The following is a 17,150-nucleotide window of genomic DNA, read 5'->3' on the forward strand; positions in this document are numbered from 1 at the left end:
GTTCGTAATTCGCTATTCGCTTTGACGCGGAGCCCGCTCCATGGCTGACGCTGCTGCTCCCGACGCTGCCAGCGTCCGCAACTTCACCATCAATTTCGGCCCGCAGCATCCGGCGGCGCACGGCGTGCTGCGTCTGGTGCTGGAGCTCGACGGCGAGGTGGTCGAACGGGTCGATCCGCATATCGGCCTTCTGCATCGCGGCACCGAGAAGCTGATCGAGCAGAAGACCTACCTGCAGGCCATTCCGTATTTCGATCGGCTCGATTACGTCGCGCCGATGAACCAGGAGCACGCGTTCTGCCTCGCGGTGGAAAAGCTGCTGGGGATCGCGGTGCCGCGCCGCGCGCAACTGATCCGCGTGCTGTACGCCGAGATCGGCCGCATCCTGTCGCATCTGCTCAACGTCACCACGCAGGCGATGGACGTCGGCGCGCTGACCCCGCCGCTGTGGGGCTTCGAAGAGCGCGAAAAGCTGATGATGTTTTACGAGCGCGCATCCGGCAGCCGGATGCACGCGGCGTATTTCCGCGTCGGCGGCGTGCATCAGGATCTGCCGCCGAAGCTGGTCGACGATATCGACGCCTGGTGCGACGCATTCCCGGCGGTGGTCGACGATCTCGACCGGCTGCTCAGCGACAACCGCATCTTCAAGCAGCGCAACGTCGATATCGGCGTGGTGACGCTGGATCAGGCCTGGGCCTGGGGCTTCTCCGGCGTGATGGTGCGCGGCTCGGGCGCAGCCTGGGACCTGCGCAAGGCGCAGCCATACGAGTGCTACGCCGAACTCGATTTCGAAGTGCCGATCGGCAAGAACGGCGACTGCTACGACCGCTACCACATCCGCATGGAAGAGATGCGGCAGGCGGTGCGGATCATGAAGCAGTGCATCGCCAAGCTGCGCGACCCGGCCGGGCAGGGGCCCGTCGTGGTCGACGACCACAAGATCTTCCCGCCGCGCCGCGGTGAGATGAAGCGGTCGATGGAAGCGCTGATCCATCACTTCAAGCTGTACACCGAGGGCTTCCACGTCCCGGCCGGCGAAGTCTATGCCGCGGTCGAAGCGCCGAAGGGCGAGTTCGGCGTGTATCTGGTCTCGGACGGCACCAACAAGCCGTACAAGTGCAAGATCCGCGCGCCGGGCTTTGCGCACTTGCAGGCGATGGACTTCCTCAGCCGCGGCCATCTGCTCGCCGACGTCTCGGCGATCCTCGGCTCGCTCGACATCGTGTTCGGAGAGGTCGATCGGTGAACGCACCCGGGCCCATCCAGTTTGATCGCGCCACCGGCGCTCTCGAGGGCGCCGGCGCCCTCGAGCGCATGGCGGCGTGTGCGCTGGTGATGGGCGCGCGGGTGTCGTCGACCTTCTCGTATCGCGGCTACAACGCCGCGGCGAATTTGATGCGCAAGGCGCTGCCGGAGCGCGATATCGCGATCAAGCTCAATCCCGACGCCACCTTCGTGTTTCCCTACGGCGACGGCTATTGGAGCAAGCTGCTGCAGCGCGATTACTCTTACGAGATCGAGCTGGACCTGTTGTTCCGCGACGCCGCCGACGTCGACTACACGCTGGTCGATTGCGGTGCGAATTACGGCTACTGGTCGGTGCTGGTGTCGAGCGCGCCATTTGGGGCGCATCGCACCCTGGCGATCGAACCGTCGAGCCAGAACTTCGCGCGGTTGACGCACAATGCGCAGGTCAACGGCAACCGGTTCTCGGTGATGAAGTGCGCAGTCGGTGCCGCGCGCGGCACTGCGAAACTGTCGGGCACCAAGCACGAGGCGTTCAGCATCGCCGGCAAGCCCGACGCCGACGGCGAGACTGTGCCGGTGATCCGGCTCGATGATCTGATCGACGACGGCCATCTGCCGCTTGGCGGCAAGTACATCGTCAAGCTCGACGTCGAGGGTGTCGAGATCGACGCGATCCGCGGCGGCGAGCGGCTGCTCGCCGAAGACACCGCGATCCTGTGCGAAGAGCACGGCAGCGACCGCGATCACAAGGTGTCGCGCTTCATCCTCGAACACACCCCGCTGAAGCTGGTCGTGTACGACCCGCAAAGCAATCGCTACGAGGCCGTAGTCGACCTCGGCATTCTCGACCGGATCAAGGTCGCGTCGAATGTCGGCTACAACGTCGTCGGAACCGCAAGCGCGTTCTGGCAGGCCCGGATCCAACACCTGAATGCGAGCGTGGCGCAGCGCTCGGCGAGAAACTGAGCATGTCCGTTCGTCGTCTGGCACCGAAAGAGCTGCAACCCGAGAGCTTCGCGTTCACCGCGGAAAATCTCGCCTGGGCGCAGAAGGAAATCACCAAGTATCCGCCGGGCCGGCAGTTCTCGGCAGTGATCGCGATCATGTGGCGGGCGCAGGAACAGTGCGGCGGCTGGCTGCCGGAAGCGGCGATCCGCACCGTCGCCGACATGCTGCAGATGCCGCATATCCGCGCGCTGGAAGTGGCGACCTTCTACACGATGTTCCAGCTCAACCCGGTCGGCAAGAAGGCTCATGTGCAGGTCTGCGGCACGACGCCGTGCAGGCTGCGCGGTGCCGGCGAGCTGATCGAGGTCTGCAAGAACCGGATCCATCACGACCCGTTCCATCTGTCGGCCGACGGCGACTTCTCCTGGGAGGAGGTCGAGTGCGCCGGCGCCTGCGTAAACGCGCCGATGGTGCAGATCTGGAAGGACACCTACGAAGACCTGACGCCCGAGACGCTGAACAAGGTGCTGGACGGCTTCGCGAGCGGCAATCCGCCGACGCCGGGCCCGCAGAATGGCCGGCAGCACGCGGCACCGATTACCGGCCCGACCACGCTGAAGACGGGTGGTATCAACGTATCGCCGGTCGACGCCAACGGGCCGTCCTTGACCGATGACGAGGCGAAGCGGGCGGGGGCGGCTGCCAACGTCCAGGATCGCCCCGCGCCCAAGCCGCCCGCAGCAGACGCCACCGAGAAGAACCCGCCATGACGACGCCCGCCCCGGTGGGGCGCGCCGTCGCGGAAAGCGCGAGAGCCATGCCGATCCCCGTTTACATGCTGCTGCACGGTGTCGCCGCCGCAGCGTTCATATTTCTGCTGCAGCGCTACGCGCTCGGTGCAACACTCCAATCGAGCGTGATCTGGGCGCTGACCTTCGGGGGCTGCGCTACCGGGCTCGCTTACATGCAATCCAAACGCTGACAGGGAACGCCGCAAGCCATGCTGGACGACAAGGACCGCATCTTCCGGAACCTGTACGGTCTCGACGACTGGACGCTGAAGGGCGCGCGCCGTCGCGGCGCGTGGGAAGGTACCAAGGCGATCATCGACAAGGGCCGCGACTGGATCATCAACGAGATGAAGGCTTCGGGCCTGCGCGGCCGCGGCGGCGCAGGCTTCCCGACCGGCCTGAAGTGGTCCTTCATGCCGAAGGACAATGCCGACGGCCGGCCGAGCTATCTGGTCGTCAACGCCGACGAGTCCGAACCCGGCACCTGCAAAGACCGCGAGATCATGCGCCACGACCCGCACACGCTGGTCGAGGGCTGTCTGGTCGCGGGCTGCGCGATGGGCGCCCACACCGGCTACATCTACGTGCGCGGCGAGTTCATCCGCGAGCGCGAGCGGCTGCAGGCGGCGATCGACCAGGCCTACGAGGCCAAGCTGATCGGCAAGGACAACGTCCACGGCTATCCGTTTGACCTCTACGTCGCCCACGGCGCCGGCGCTTACATCTGCGGTGAAGAAACCGCGCTGCTCGAGAGCCTCGAGGGCAAGAAGGGCCAACCGCGACTGAAGCCGCCGTTCCCGGCGAATGTCGGTCTGTTCGGCTGTCCGACCACGGTGAACAACGTCGAGTCGATCGCGGTTGCGCCGGACATCCTGCGCCGCGGTGCGGCGTGGTTCTCGTCGATCGGCCGTGCCAACAACGTTGGGACCAAGCTTTACGGCATCTCCGGCCACGTCAACACGCCCTGCGTCGTCGAAGAGGCGATGGGCATTCCGTTCCGCGAGCTGATCGAAAAGCACGGCGGCGGCATTCGTGGCGGCTGGGACAATCTGCTGGCGATCATTCCCGGCGGCGCGTCGTGCCCGCTGATCCCTGCGGCGGATTGCCAGGACCTGATCATGGACTTCGACGGCACCCGCGCGGTGAAGTCGAGCTTCGGCACCGCCGGCGTGATCGTGATGGACAAGTCGACCGATGTCGTCGCGGCGATCGCGCGCATCAGTTACTTCTTCAAGCACGAAAGCTGCGGCCAGTGCACGCCGTGCCGCGAAGGCACCGGCTGGATGTGGCGCGTGCTTGACCGCATGGTCGAAGGCCGCGCCCACAAGCGTGAAATCGACATGTTGCTGGAAGTGACCAAGCAGGTCGAAGGCCACACCATCTGCGCGCTCGGCGATGCCGCGGCCTGGCCGATCCAGGGCCTGATCCGCGCCTTCCGCCCCGAGATCGAGCGCCGCATCGACGACTTCTCGCGCAAGGCCACGCTCGACGATCAGGGCGTGCTCGATCCGGCGCACATGCAAGCGGCGGAGTGACTGCCATGATCAAGATCATCGTCGACGGCAAGGAAGTCGAAGTTCCGCCGGAGTACACGCTGCTGCAGGCCTGTGAGTCCGCCGGCGCCGAAATTCCGCGGTTCTGTTACCACGAGCGTCTGTCGATCGCCGGCAATTGCCGGATGTGCCTGGTCGAGCTGAAGGGCACGCCGAAGCCGGTGGCGAGCTGCGCCTGGGGCGTGCGCGACTGCCGCCCGGGTCCGAACGGCGAGCCGCCGGAGATCTCGACCAAATCGCCGATGGTCAAGAAGGCACGCGAAGGCGTGATGGAGTTCCTGCTGATCAACCATCCGCTCGACTGCCCGATCTGCGATCAGGGCGGCGAGTGCGACCTGCAGGACCAGGCGATGGGCTACGGCGTCGACCAGAGCCGGTTCGCCGAGAACAAGCGCGCGGTCGAGGACAAGTATCTCGGGGTGCTGGTCAAGACCTCGATGACCCGCTGCATCCAGTGCACCCGCTGCGTGCGCTTTGCGGCGGAGATCTGCGGCGTGCCGGAAATGGGCGCGATCGGTCGCGGCGAGGATATGGAGATCACCACTTATCTCGAGCGGGCGCTGACCTCGGAGCTGCAGGGCAACTTGGTCGACATCTGCCCGGTCGGTGCCCTGACGTCCAAGCCGTACGCCTTTGCGGCGCGGCCCTGGGAGCTCGGCAAGACCCAGTCGGTCGACGTGATGGACGGCGTCGGTTCGGCGATCCGCGTCGATACTCGCGGCCGCGAAGTGATGCGCATCCTGCCGCGCGTCAACGAGGCGATCAACGAGGAGTGGATCTCCGACAAGACCCGCCACGTCGTCGACGGCCTGCGCACGCAGCGGCTCGACCGGCCTTACGTTCGTGAGGGCGGCAAGCTGAAGCCGGCAAGCTGGCAGCAGGCGTTCGCCGCGATCAAGGCCAAGCTCGACGGCACCTCGGCCAAGAAGATCGGCGCGATCGCCGGCGATCTCGCCGCGGTCGAAGAGATGTTCGCGCTGAAGCAGCTGCTCGCCAAGCTCGGCTCGACCAACGTTGCGGCACAGAACGTCGCGGCGTTCGATCCGAAGGCCGGCCGCGCCAGCTACATCTTCAATCCGGGCATCGTCGGCATCGAGCAGGCCGATGCGGTGCTGATCATCGGCTCCGATCCGCGCAAGGAAGCGGCAATCCTCAATGCCCGCATCCGTAAGCGCTGGCGGGCCAGCGGCATGCCGATCGGCGTGATCGGCGATCAGGCCGAGCTGACCTATCACTACGATTATCTCGGCGCCGGCACCGACACGCTGAACGATCTGATCGCCGGCAAGCTCGGCTTCGCCGAGACGCTGAAGAACGCCAAGCGCCCGATCATCCTGGTCGGCGCGGCGGCGACCGCGCGTCGCGACGGCGCGGCGATCCTGTCGCTGGCGGCCAAGCTTGCCGCCGACGTCGGCGCGCTCGACGATGGCTGGAACGGCTTTGCGGTGCTGCATCCGGCGGCCTCCAGCGTCGGCGCGCTCGACATCGGCTTCGTGCCGGGAGCGGGCGGGCTGGGCGCGGCGGAGATGGCGACGGCCGGCGGCGTCGACGTGCTGTTTTCGCTGGGCGCCGACGAGGTCAAGGTGCCGGACGGCGCGTTCGTGGTTTACATCGGCACCCATGGCGATCGCGGCGCGCACCGTGCCGACGTGATCCTGCCGGGCGCCGCTTACACCGAGAAGTCCGGCATCTACGTCAACACCGAAGGCCGCGTGCAGATCGCCAATCGGGCGTCGTTCCCGCCGGGCGATGCGCGCGAAGACTGGGCGATCCTGCGGGCGCTGTCCGAAGCGGTCGGCGCCAAGCTGCCCTATGACTCGCTGGCGGCGCTGCGCAAGGCGCTGTTCGCCGAGGTGCCGCATCTGATGCGGGTCGATCAAATCGAGGCCGGCGATCCGGCCGATCTGCGCAAGCTGGCGAGCGCCGGCGGCAGCGTCGAAAAGACGCCGTTCAAGCCGGTGATCGCCGATTTCTACATGACCAACCCGATCGCGCGGGCGTCCGCGGTGATGGCGGAATGTTCCCGCCTTGCGTCGGGGCAATTGCTGACGGCGGCGGAGTAGGCGGGACCCATGGCTGAATTCTTCGCGACCAACCTGTGGCCGCTGCTCGTGGTGATCGGGCAGAGCGTGCTGCTGTTGGTCATCCTCCTGATCGCGATCGCCTACATCCTGCTCGCCGACCGTAAGATCTGGGCGGCGGTGCAGATCCGTCGCGGCCCGAACGTGGTCGGACCGTGGGGTCTGCTGCAGTCGTTCGCCGACTTGCTGAAGTTCGTTCTCAAGGAGCCGACCATTCCGGACGGCGCCAACAAGGGCCTGTTCCTGCTGGCGCCGCTGGTGACCTGCGTGCTGGCGCTCGCGGCCTGGGCGGTGATCCCGGTGAATGCCGGCTGGGTGATCGCCGACATCAACGTCGGCGTGCTCTACATCCTCGCAGTGTCGTCACTGTCGGTGTACGGCATCATCATGGCGGGCTGGTCGTCGAACTCGAAGTACCCGTTCCTCGCCGCGCTGCGCTCGGCGGCGCAGATGGTGTCCTACGAAGTCTCGATCGGCTTCGTGGTGATCTGCGTGCTGCTGTGCGTCGGGTCGCTGAACCTGACCGCGATCGTCGAGGCGCAGGACGGCAAGTGGGGCATGCTCGGCTGGTACTGGCTGCCGCTGTTCCCGATGTTCGTGGTGTTCTACGTCTCGGCGCTGGCCGAAACCAACCGCCCGCCGTTCGACCTCGTCGAAGCGGAGTCGGAACTGGTCGCCGGCTTCATGGTCGAATACTCGTCGACCCCGTATCTGCTGTTCATGCTCGGCGAGTACGTGGCGATCGTCACGATGTGCGCGATGGGCACGATCCTGTTCCTCGGCGGATGGTTGCCGCCGGTGCCTTACGCGCCCTTCACCTGGGTGCCGGGCATCGTCTGGTTCTCGCTGAAGCTGCTGTTCATGTTCTTCCTGTTCGCGATGGCGAAGGCGATCGTGCCGCGCTACCGCTACGACCAGTTGATGCGGCTGGGCTGGAAGGTGTTCCTGCCGCTGTCGCTGGCGATGGTGGTGATCGTGGCGTCGGTCCTGCAGTTCGCCGGCCTGGCACCGAAATGAGGCTTCGATGAACGTCACCGCTACCGCCCGTTCGCTGCTTCTGACCGAGTTCGTATCGGCGTTTTTCCTCGCCATGCGCTACTTCTTCAAACCGAAGCCGACGATCAATTATCCTTTCGAGAAGAACCCGATCTCTCCGCGGTTCCGCGGCGAGCACGCGCTGCGCCGTTATCCCAACGGCGAGGAGCGCTGCATCGCCTGCAAGCTGTGCGAGGCGGTGTGCCCCGCGCAGGCGATCACCATCGAGGCCGGCCCGCGCCGCAACGACGGCACCCGCCGCACGGTGCGCTACGACATCGACATGGTGAAGTGCATCTATTGCGGGTTCTGCCAGGAGGCGTGCCCGGTCGACGCGATCGTCGAGGGACCGAACTTCGAGTTCGCCACCGAGACCCGCGAAGAATTGTACTACGACAAGGCCCGCCTGCTGGCCAACGGCGACCGCTGGGAACGCGAAATCGCCAAGGCCATCTCCCTCGACGCGCCGTACCGGTGAGCTGACGCCATGTCGATGCCCGTCCTGTTCTTCTATCTCTACGCCGGGGTGGCGATCGCTGCCGCGGTGATGGTCGTGGTCGCCCGCAACCCGGTGCACTCCGCGCTGTTCCTGATCCTGGTGTTCGTCAACGCCGCCGGCATGTTCGTGCTGATGGGGGCCGAATTCCTGGCGATGATCCTGATCGTGGTCTATGTCGGCGCCGTCGCGGTGCTGTTCCTGTTCGTGATCATGATGCTGGATGTCGATTACAGCCAGCTTCGCGAAGGTTTCCTCGAATATCTGCCGTTCGGCCTGTTGATCGGCTTCATCTTCCTGGCCGAGCTATTGCTGCTGGCCGGCGGCTGGGTGATCAGCCCGACCGTGACCAAGGCGGTGACGTCGCCGATCCCGACCGGCGTGTCCAACACCGAGGCGCTCGGCCTCGTGCTCTATACCCGCTACATCCACTACTTCCAGGTGTCGGGCATGGTGCTGCTGGTGGCGATGGTCGGCGCAATCGTGCTGACGCTGCGTCACAAGAAGAAGGTCAAGCGGCAGGATATCGCCGCGCAGAACGCCCGCTCCAAGGAGACGGCGATGGCGATCCGCCACGTCAAGCCGGGGCAGGGCCTGTCCGACAACGATGCTGCGGAGTGGGTGCGATGAACGAGATCGGTCTCGGCCATTTCCTGTCGGTCGCCGCGGTGCTGTTCACGCTCGGCACGCTCGGCATCTTCCTGAACCGCAAGAACGTCATCATCATCCTGATGTCGATCGAGCTGATGCTGCTCGCCGTCAACATCAACCTGGTGGCGTTCTCGATCTACCTGAACGACATCGTCGGCCAGGTTTACGCGCTGCTGGTGCTCACCGTCGCCGCCGCGGAGGCCGCGATCGGCCTCGCGGTGCTGGTGGTGTTCTTCCGCAACCGCGGCACCATCGCGGTGCAAGATATCAACTTGATGAAGGGCTAGGGCATGATCGGCAATCGTTTGCGGATTGACGGCATGTCCGGGGGGCTGAAGGCGCGCGCATGATCCAGGCTATCGTATTCCTGCCGCTTGTCGGCGCGCTGATCGCGGCCGTCATTGCGCTGGTGGGCGCCCACGCCCGCAACCCGAGCGGCGACACCGTCGAGCATCACGATGATCACGGCCACGACGCCCATGGCCACGCGGCGCACGGTCATGACGCTCACGCGCATGAGGCTCACGGTCACGACGACCACGCGCACGACGATCACGCTCACGGTCCGGTCGAACCGGCCGCCGCCGGCTCGCGTCTCGCCGAGATCGTCACCACGACGCTGCTGCTGATTTCCTGCGCGCTGTCCTGGGTGACGCTGGTCGAAGTCGGCTTCATGCACCACGATTCACGCGTGGCGTTGTTGCCGTGGATCAATTCCGGCGAGCTGCAGGTCGCCTGGGCGCTGCGTGTCGACACGCTCACCGCAGTAATGCTGGTGGTGGTGACGACGGTGTCGTCGCTCGTCCACCTGTATTCGATCGGCTACATGCACGAAGATCCGCATCGGCCGCGGTTCTTCGGCTATCTGTCGCTGTTCACCTTCGCGATGCTGATGCTGGTGACCGCCGACAACCTGCTGCAGCTGTTCTTCGGCTGGGAAGGCGTCGGTCTGGCGAGCTACCTGCTGATCGGGTTCTGGTACCAGAAGCCGTCGGCCAACGCCGCCGCCATCAAGGCCTTCGTGGTCAACCGCGTCGGCGACTTCGGGTTCCTGCTCGGCATCTTCACGGTGTTCGTGTTGGTCGGCTCGACCGATTTCGACACCATCTTCTCGGCGGCGCCGGGCCTCACCGGCAAGACCATCAACTTCTTCGGCTGGCACGCCGACGCGCTGACGCTGGCCTGCCTGATGCTGTTCATGGGTGCGATGGGCAAGTCGGCGCAGTTCTTGCTGCACACCTGGCTGCCGGACGCGATGGAAGGCCCGACTCCGGTGTCGGCGCTGATCCACGCCGCGACCATGGTCACCGCCGGCGTGTTCATGGTGGCGCGGATGTCGCCGCTGTTCGAACTCGCCCCGAACGCCCAGGCCGTGGTGATGTTCTTCGGCGCCACCACCGCATTCTTCGCGGCGACGATTGGTCTCGTCCAGAACGACATCAAGCGGATCGTTGCGTATTCGACCTGTTCGCAGCTCGGCTACATGTTCGTGGCGATGGGGGCGGGCGCTTACTCGGTCGGCATGTTCCACCTGTTCACGCACGCCTTCTTCAAGGCGCTGCTGTTCTTGGGCGCCGGCTCGGTGATCCACGCGATGCATCACGAGCAGGACATCCGCAACATGGGTGGCCTGAAGGACCGCATCCCGTTCACCTACGGCGTAATGCTGATCGGCACCCTGGCGCTGACCGGCTTCCCGCTGACCGCCGGCTACTTCTCGAAGGACGCGATCATCGAGGCGGCGTTCGTCTCGAAGAACCCGCTGGCGTTCTACGGCTTCCTGATGACCGTGGTCGCTGCGTTGCTGACCTCGTTCTATTCGTGGCGCCTGGTGTTCAAGACGTTCCACGGCGAGCCGCATGATCGGAAGCATTACGAGGCGGCGCATGAGAGCCCGCTGGTGATGACGATCCCGCTGTTCGTGCTCGCTTTCGGCGCGCTGGCGGCCGGCTATCCGTTCAAGGAGCTGTTCGCCGGTCACGGCATCGAGGAGTTCTTCCGCTCGTCGCTGAAGATGCACCCGCACATCATCGAAGAGATGCACCACATCCCGGCCTGGATTGCGCTGCTGCCGACGGTGATGATGGTGGTGGGCTTCCTGGTGTCCTGGTTCTTCTACATCCGGCGCCCGGATATCCCGATGGAGCTCGCCAGCCAGCATCGGCTGCTCTACCAGTTCCTGCTCAACAAGTGGTACTTCGACGAATTGTACGAGATCATCTTCGTGCGTCCGGCGAAGTGGATTGGCCGCCAGCTCTGGAAGAAGGGCGATGGCATGCTGATCGACGGCTTCGGCCCCGACGGCATCTCCGCCCGGGTGCTCGACGTCACCCGCGGGGTGGTCCGGATGCAGACCGGCTACCTCTACCACTACGCATTCGCGATGCTGATCGGCGTGGCCGGTCTGATCACCTGGTTCATCCTCGGCTTGGGGGGCCGGTAAATGTCGGCTTCGATCATGACCTGGCCGGTGCTGTCGGTCGTTACGTTCCTGCCGGTGCTCGGTGCGGCACTGGTCTATCTCGCCCGCGGCGAGGACGAGGCGGCGCGACGTAACGCCCGCTGGATCTCGCTGTGGACCACGCTGATCACCTTCGCGGTGTCGCTGCTGCTGGTGTGGCACTTCGATCCCGCCAACCCGGGCTTCCAGTTCGTCGAAAAGGCGCCCTGGCTCGGCAACACCATCACCTATCACATGGGGGTCGACGGCATATCGCTGCCGCTGGTGATCCTGACCACCGCGATCATGCCGTTCTGCATCATCGCGAGCTGGCGCTCGGTGACAGTGCGGGTGCGCGAATACATGATCGCGTTCCTGATCCTCGAAACGCTGATGATCGGCACCTTCTCGGCGCTGGATCTGGTGCTGTTCTATCTGTTCTTCGAAGGCGGCCTGATCCCGATGTTCCTGATCATCGGCATCTGGGGTGGTCCGCGCCGGGTGTATGCTTCGTTCAAGTTCTTCCTGTACACGCTGCTCGGCTCGGTGCTGATGCTGCTGGCGATCATGGCGCTGTACTGGAACGCCGGCACCACCGACATTCCGACCCTGATGCGCACCTCGGTGCCGAGCGGACTGCAGACCTGGGCGTGGCTGGCGTTCTTCGCTTCGTTCGCGGTGAAGATGCCGATGTGGCCGGTGCACACTTGGCTGCCGGACGCGCACGTCGAAGCGCCGACAGCAGGTTCGGTCGTGCTGGCCGCGATCCTGCTGAAGATGGGTGGCTACGGCTTCCTGCGGTTCTCGCTGCCGATGTTCCCCGACGCCTCGGTGTATTTCGCGCCGCTGATCTACACCCTGTCGGTGATCGCGATCATCTACACCTCGCTGGTCGCGCTGATGCAGGAGGACATCAAGAAGCTGATTGCGTACTCCTCAGTCGCGCATATGGGCTTCGTCACCATGGGCATCTTCTCCGGCACCACCCAGGGCGTTGCCGGCGCGGTGTTCCAGATGATCAGCCACGGCATCGTGTCGGGCGCGCTGTTCCTCTGCGTCGGCGTCGTCTACGACCGGATGCACACCCGCGAGATCGCCGCCTATGGCGGCTTGGTCAACCGGATGCCGCTGTACGCGCTGGTGTTCATGGTGTTCACCATGGCCAATGTCGGTCTGCCCGGCACCTCCGGGTTCATCGGTGAATTCCTGACGCTGCTCGGTACCTTCCGCGTCAACATCCCGACCGCGACGCTGGCGACCACCGGCGTGATCCTGTCGGCCGGCTACGCGCTGTGGCTGTATCGCAAGGTGGTGTTCGGGGCGATGACCAAGCCGGCGCTCGCCAGCATCAAGGATCTGACCTGGCGCGAAGGTCTGATGATGGCGCCGCTGGTGGTTCTGACGATCCTGTTCGGCTTCTATCCGAAGCCGGTTCTCGACATTTCGGCCGCCTCCGTTCAGCAACTCGTCAACAACTACGCCGCCGCCGTGACTGCCGTGAAGGCAGCGGCGCTGCCTTGACCGGCAAGGACTGATCCAGATGAACTTTGAAACAGCCGGTTACCCGCTGCTTCCGATCCTGCCGGAACTGGTTCTGGTGGTGGGGGCGATGCTGCTCCTGATGCTCGGCGCCTATCGTGGGCCGAAGGCCACCGGCACCGTCACGGTGCTGGCGATCCTGCTGCTGGTCGCCACCGGCGCGCTGGAACTGTTCGCGCTGCCGGCCGGCAAGCTGGTCACCTTCGGAGGCAGCTTCATCGTCGACGACTTCGCCCGCTTCCTGAAGGTGCTGGCGCTTATCGGCTCGGCCGTGACGCTGATCCTGTCGCTCGAAGTGCTGACTCATCCGACGCGGCGGATGTTCGAATACGCCATCCTGGTGTTGCTGTCGTCCGCCGGCATGCTGCTGCTGATCTCGGCCGGCGACCTGATCATGCTGTATCTCGGCCTCGAGCTGATGAGCCTTGCGCTCTACGTGGTTGCGGCCAGCAACCGTCAGGATGCCAAGTCGAACGAAGCCGGCATGAAGTACTTCGTGCTCGGCGCGCTGTCGTCGGGCATGCTGCTGTACGGCGCCTCGCTGATCTACGGCTTCACCGGCACGGTGCAGTTTTCGGGCATTGCGGCTGCGGCCAAGGACGGCAATGTCGGCCTGGTGTTCGGCCTCGTGTTCTTGCTCGCCGGGCTGTGCTTCAAGGTCTCGGCGGTGCCGTTCCACATGTGGACGCCGGACGTTTATGAAGGTGCGCCGACCCCGGTCACTGCGTTCTTCGCCTCGGCGCCGAAGGTGGCGGGCATCGCGATCTTCACCCGCGTCACGCTGACGGCGTTCCCGAGCATCGCGCCGCAGTGGCAGCAGATCGTGATCTTCGTGGCGATCGCTTCGATGGCGCTAGGCTCGTTCGCGGCGATCGGCCAGAAGAACATCAAGCGCCTGATGGCGTATTCGGCGATTGCCAATATCGGCTTCGCGCTGGTCGGCCTGTCGGCTGGCACGGTCGAAGGCGCGCAGGGCGTGATCGTCTACATCTCGATCTATGTGGCGATGACGCTGGGCGCGTTCGCGGTGATCCTGGCGATGCGTCGCAACGGCATGCACGTCGAGAACATCAGCGACTTCGCTGGCCTGTCGCGGACCAATCCTCCGCTGGCGTTCTTCTTCGCGATGCTGCTGTTCTCGTTCGCCGGCATCCCGCCGCTCGCCGGGTTCTTCGCCAAGTTCTACGTGTTCATGGCCGCGATCAAGGCTGGCATGTTCGTGCTGGCTGTGGTCGGCGTCGTCACCAGCGTGGTGGGTGCCTACTACTATCTCGCCATCGTCAAGGTGATGTACTTCGACGAGCCGGCGCCGGGCGTCGATCCGGTGCGGCCGGAGCTGCGCGGCGTCCTGATGGTCGCCGGCCTGTTCAATATGCTGTTCTTCGTCTACCCGGCACCGCTGGTGAACGCAGCAACAGCGGCAGCCAAGTCGCTGTTCTAAATGACAGCGCTGCATCTCGGATCAAAGGCGGCAGCGGCGGGCTATAGGCTCGCCGCTTTCGATTCCACGGGCTCGACCAATGCCGAGGCGCTGACCAGCGCGCGAGCAGGCGAGGTGGGCCCGATGTGGTTCGTCACCACCGAGCAGACCGCCGGCCGTGGCCGCCGCCAGCGCGCCTGGATCGCGCCGCGGGGCAATCTCGCCAGCAGCGTTCTCGAAGTCATGCGAGTGCCGCCCGGCACCGCGGCGACGCTCGGCTTCGCTGCCGGGCTGGCGCTCGAAGCCGCGCTGCAGCAGGTCAGTCTGGAAGCGCGGGCGCGCTCAGGGATCGATTTTGGTTTCCGGCTGAAATGGCCGAACGACGTGCTGGCGTCGGGCAAGAAGCTCGCCGGCATTCTGCTCGAAGCCGAGAACGTCGGTGATCGCCTCGCTGTGGTGGTCGGCATCGGCACCAACGTCATCGCGGCGCCGACCGATACGCCGTATCCGGCGGCCTCGCTGCACGACCTCGGCATCTCGGTGAGCGCCGAGGATCTGTTCGCGGCGCTGTCCGACGCCTGGATCGAGCTGCGCGGCATCTGGGACGACGGCCGCGGCTTTCCCGAGATTCGTCGGCGCTGGCTGGAGCGCGCCGCCGGTCTCGGCGAACCGGTGTCGATCCGGTCGGGCGACAGCGCGCTCGAGGGCGTGTTCGACAGCATCGACGACACCGGCTGTCTGATCGTGCGCACCACCGACGGAAGAAGGGTGCCGGTTTCGGCCGGTGACGTGTATTTCAAAGGCGTCGCATCAATGGGAGCGGCGTGATGGCCCGTCCGGACGAGTTTACATTTGCGCCGCTCGGCGGCGTTGGCGAGATCGGCATGAACCTGTCGATCTACGGTCTCGGCAATCGCGCTCAGCGGAGCTGGCTGGCGGTCGACCTCGGCGTGTCGTTCGGCGACGAGGAGCATCTGCCCGGCATTGATTTGATCATGCCGGACATCCGCTTCCTGGAAAAAGAGAAGAAGAACCTCGTCGGCCTGGTGCTGACCCATGCGCACGAGGATCATTTCGGCGCGATCATCGATCTGTGGCCGAAGCTCGGCTGCCCGATCTACGCCACCAAATTCAGCGCCTCGCTGTTCGCCGCCAAGCTGGCGGCTGAACGCACCACGCTGAAGATCCCGATCACCGAAGTGCCGTCGGGCGGCACCATCGATCTCGGTCCGTTCAGCGTCGAGTTCATCCCGGTGGCGCATTCGATTCCGGAAAGCCACGCGCTGGCGATCCGCACCTCGGTCGGCACCGTGCTGCATACCGGCGACTGGAAGATCGATCCGACGCCCGTCGTCGGTCCGCCGACCGACGAAGCACGACTGCGTCAGCTCGGCGACGAAGGCGTGCTCGCGCTGATCGGCGACTCCACCAATGCGGTGCGCGACGGCCGCTCGCCGTCCGAAGCTGAAGTTGCAGTTTCGCTCGCCGGCCTGATCAAGTCGGCGAAGGGCCGCGTCGCGGTGACGACCTTCGCATCCAATGTCGGTCGCATCCGTGCCGTCGCCGATGCGGCGAAGGCGGCCGGGCGCGAGGTTGTTCTGGTCGGACGCGCGATGGACCGCGTTGCGCAGGTCGCGCGCGAGACCGGGCATCTCGACGGCGTGCAGAGTTTCCGCGGGCCCGAGTATTACGGGCACTTTCCGCCCGACAAGGTGCTGGCGCTGTGCACCGGCAGCCAGGGCGAGCCGCGCGCCGCGCTGGCGCGGATCGCCAGAGACGACCATCCCGAAATCACCCTCAACAAGGGCGACTGCGTGATCTTCTCGTCGCGCACGATTCCGGGCAACGAGAAGGCGGTCGGCAGCATCATCAACGGGCTGGTGACGCAGGGCATCGAAGTGATCACCGATCGCGATCACCTCGTCCATGTCTCGGGCCATCCGCGCCGTGACGAACTGCGCGAGATGATCTCCTGGGTGCGGCCGCAGCTCTTGATCCCGGTGCACGGCGAAGCGCTGCATCTGAACGCACACGCCAAGCTGGCGCGGCAGATGGGCGTGCCCAAGGTGATGACCTGCCGCAACGGCGACCTGATCCGTCTCGGACCGGGCGATCCGGCGGTGATCGATCAACTGCCGTCGGGCCGGCTGTACAAAGACGGCACCATCCTCGAGCAGGACACCTCTCGCGCCGTGGTCGAGCGCCGCAAGATGGCGTTCGCCGGCTGTGCCTTCGTGGCGCTGGCGCTGACCGAGGCCGGCGAACTGGCCGACGATCCCGAGGTCGATCTGGTGGGCATGCCGGAGAACAACACCGCGGGCGAGCCGCTCGAAGACATCGTGTTCGATGCCGTGGTTGCCACCGTCGAGGGGCTGCCGCGAGCGCGGCGACGCGACCCGGACTCGGTGGCGGAATCGGTGCGACGCACGGTCCGCTCGATCGTTCAGGCAGAATGGGGCAAGAAACCTTTGTGCACGGTGCACGTGCTGACGGTTTGAGATAAACACCAACAAGAACACGACAACGAAAGAGGGTGACCATGCTCGGGCGGCTCAACCACGTGGCGATCGCGGTGAAGGATGCGGTGCAGGCCGCCAAGGTCTATGGCGCCGGCTTCGACGCGGCGATCTCGGAAGCGGTGCCGCTGCCGGAGCACGGCGTCATCACCGTGTTCGTGACCCTGCCGAACACCAAGATCGAGTTCATCCAGCCGCTCGGCGAAGCCTCGCCGATCGCCAAGTTTCTCGAGCGCAACGCGGACGGCGGCATTCACCACGTCTGCTACGAAGTGCCGGACATCATCGAAGCGCGCGACCGCCTGACCAAGGAAGGCGCGCGGGTGCTCGGCGACGGCAATCCGAAGATCGGCGCGCACGGCAAGCCGGTGCTGTTCTTCCATCCGAAGGATTTCTCCGGCGCGCTGGTCGAGATCGAACAAGCCTGAT

The 17,150-nt window shown here is 65.3% G+C and carries 16 protein-coding genes; all 16 read left to right on the forward strand.

What is annotated here, in order from left to right:
- Positions 1-40: 40 nt before the first annotated feature.
- The 16 genes from DY467_RS07070 to mce are packed head-to-tail and all read left to right on the forward strand — an operon-like array spanning position 41 to position 17,149.
- On the forward strand, positions 41-1,249 hold the full coding sequence (locus tag DY467_RS07070; protein ID WP_164634861.1) for an NADH-quinone oxidoreductase subunit D: 1,209 nt from the start codon (positions 41-43) through the stop codon (positions 1,247-1,249).
- Positions 1,246-2,217, forward strand: a complete 972-nt coding sequence (locus tag DY467_RS07075; protein WP_107344844.1) for an FkbM family methyltransferase — start codon at positions 1,246-1,248, stop codon at positions 2,215-2,217. Before DY467_RS07070 ends, DY467_RS07075 begins: the two co-directional genes overlap by 4 nt.
- Before the next feature lie 2 nt (positions 2,218-2,219).
- On the forward strand, positions 2,220-2,969 hold the full coding sequence (gene nuoE, locus DY467_RS07080) for an NADH-quinone oxidoreductase subunit NuoE (protein WP_164634863.1): 750 nt from the start codon (positions 2,220-2,222) through the stop codon (positions 2,967-2,969).
- On the forward strand, positions 2,966-3,181 hold the full coding sequence (locus tag DY467_RS07085) for a hypothetical protein (protein WP_107344842.1): 216 nt from the start codon (positions 2,966-2,968) through the stop codon (positions 3,179-3,181). Before nuoE ends, DY467_RS07085 begins: the two co-directional genes overlap by 4 nt.
- An 18-nt stretch (positions 3,182-3,199) precedes the next feature.
- Positions 3,200-4,525 carry an NADH-quinone oxidoreductase subunit NuoF gene (nuoF, locus tag DY467_RS07090; RefSeq protein ID WP_107344841.1) on the forward strand — a complete coding sequence of 442 codons (1,326 nt, stop codon included), beginning with the start codon at positions 3,200-3,202 and terminating at the stop codon, positions 4,523-4,525.
- A 5-nt stretch (positions 4,526-4,530) separates the two neighbouring features.
- Complete coding sequence (gene nuoG / locus DY467_RS07095) at positions 4,531-6,606, forward strand: NADH-quinone oxidoreductase subunit NuoG (RefSeq protein ID WP_164634865.1); 2,076 nt, start codon at positions 4,531-4,533, stop codon at positions 6,604-6,606.
- A gap of 9 nt (positions 6,607-6,615) precedes the next feature.
- Positions 6,616-7,641: an NADH-quinone oxidoreductase subunit NuoH gene (gene nuoH, locus DY467_RS07100; RefSeq protein ID WP_012496375.1), complete on the forward strand. Its 1,026-nt coding sequence runs from the start codon at positions 6,616-6,618 to the stop codon at positions 7,639-7,641.
- A 7-nt stretch (positions 7,642-7,648) separates the two neighbouring features.
- Positions 7,649-8,137, forward strand: a complete 489-nt coding sequence (gene nuoI / locus DY467_RS07105) for an NADH-quinone oxidoreductase subunit NuoI (RefSeq protein WP_011158491.1) — start codon at positions 7,649-7,651, stop codon at positions 8,135-8,137.
- Between the two features lie 9 nt (positions 8,138-8,146).
- Entirely contained in the window at positions 8,147-8,785 is a 639-nt protein-coding gene (locus tag DY467_RS07110; protein WP_107344839.1) for an NADH-quinone oxidoreductase subunit J, read from the forward strand.
- Complete coding sequence (nuoK, locus tag DY467_RS07115; protein ID WP_107344838.1) at positions 8,782-9,093, forward strand: NADH-quinone oxidoreductase subunit NuoK; 312 nt, start codon at positions 8,782-8,784, stop codon at positions 9,091-9,093. The genes DY467_RS07110 and nuoK overlap by 4 nt, the downstream gene beginning before the upstream one ends.
- Positions 9,094-9,152: 59 nt before the next feature.
- Positions 9,153-11,249: an NADH-quinone oxidoreductase subunit L gene (nuoL, locus tag DY467_RS07120; RefSeq protein ID WP_164634867.1), complete on the forward strand. Its 2,097-nt coding sequence runs from the start codon at positions 9,153-9,155 to the stop codon at positions 11,247-11,249.
- Complete coding sequence (locus tag DY467_RS07125) at positions 11,250-12,767, forward strand: NADH-quinone oxidoreductase subunit M (RefSeq protein ID WP_164634868.1); 1,518 nt, start codon at positions 11,250-11,252, stop codon at positions 12,765-12,767.
- A 19-nt stretch (positions 12,768-12,786) separates the two neighbouring features.
- The gene (nuoN, locus tag DY467_RS07130) at positions 12,787-14,226 is read left to right on the forward strand and encodes an NADH-quinone oxidoreductase subunit NuoN (protein WP_107344836.1); all 1,440 of its coding nucleotides are present in this window, start codon (positions 12,787-12,789) and stop codon (positions 14,224-14,226) included.
- On the forward strand, positions 14,227-15,033 hold the full coding sequence (locus DY467_RS07135) for a biotin--[acetyl-CoA-carboxylase] ligase (protein WP_164634870.1): 807 nt from the start codon (positions 14,227-14,229) through the stop codon (positions 15,031-15,033).
- Complete coding sequence (locus DY467_RS07140) at positions 15,033-16,703, forward strand: ribonuclease J (protein WP_107344834.1); 1,671 nt, start codon at positions 15,033-15,035, stop codon at positions 16,701-16,703. The genes DY467_RS07135 and DY467_RS07140 overlap by 1 nt, the downstream gene beginning before the upstream one ends.
- 41 nt (positions 16,704-16,744) lie before the next feature.
- The gene (gene mce, locus DY467_RS07145; protein ID WP_011158483.1) at positions 16,745-17,149 is read left to right on the forward strand and encodes a methylmalonyl-CoA epimerase; all 405 of its coding nucleotides are present in this window, start codon (positions 16,745-16,747) and stop codon (positions 17,147-17,149) included.
- The last annotated feature ends 1 nt before the right edge of the window (position 17,150 follow it).

Source organism: Rhodopseudomonas sp. BR0G17 (genome assembly GCF_010907025.1).
In the GTDB taxonomy this organism is placed as follows: Bacteria; Pseudomonadota; Alphaproteobacteria; order Rhizobiales; family Xanthobacteraceae; genus Rhodopseudomonas; species Rhodopseudomonas palustris_H.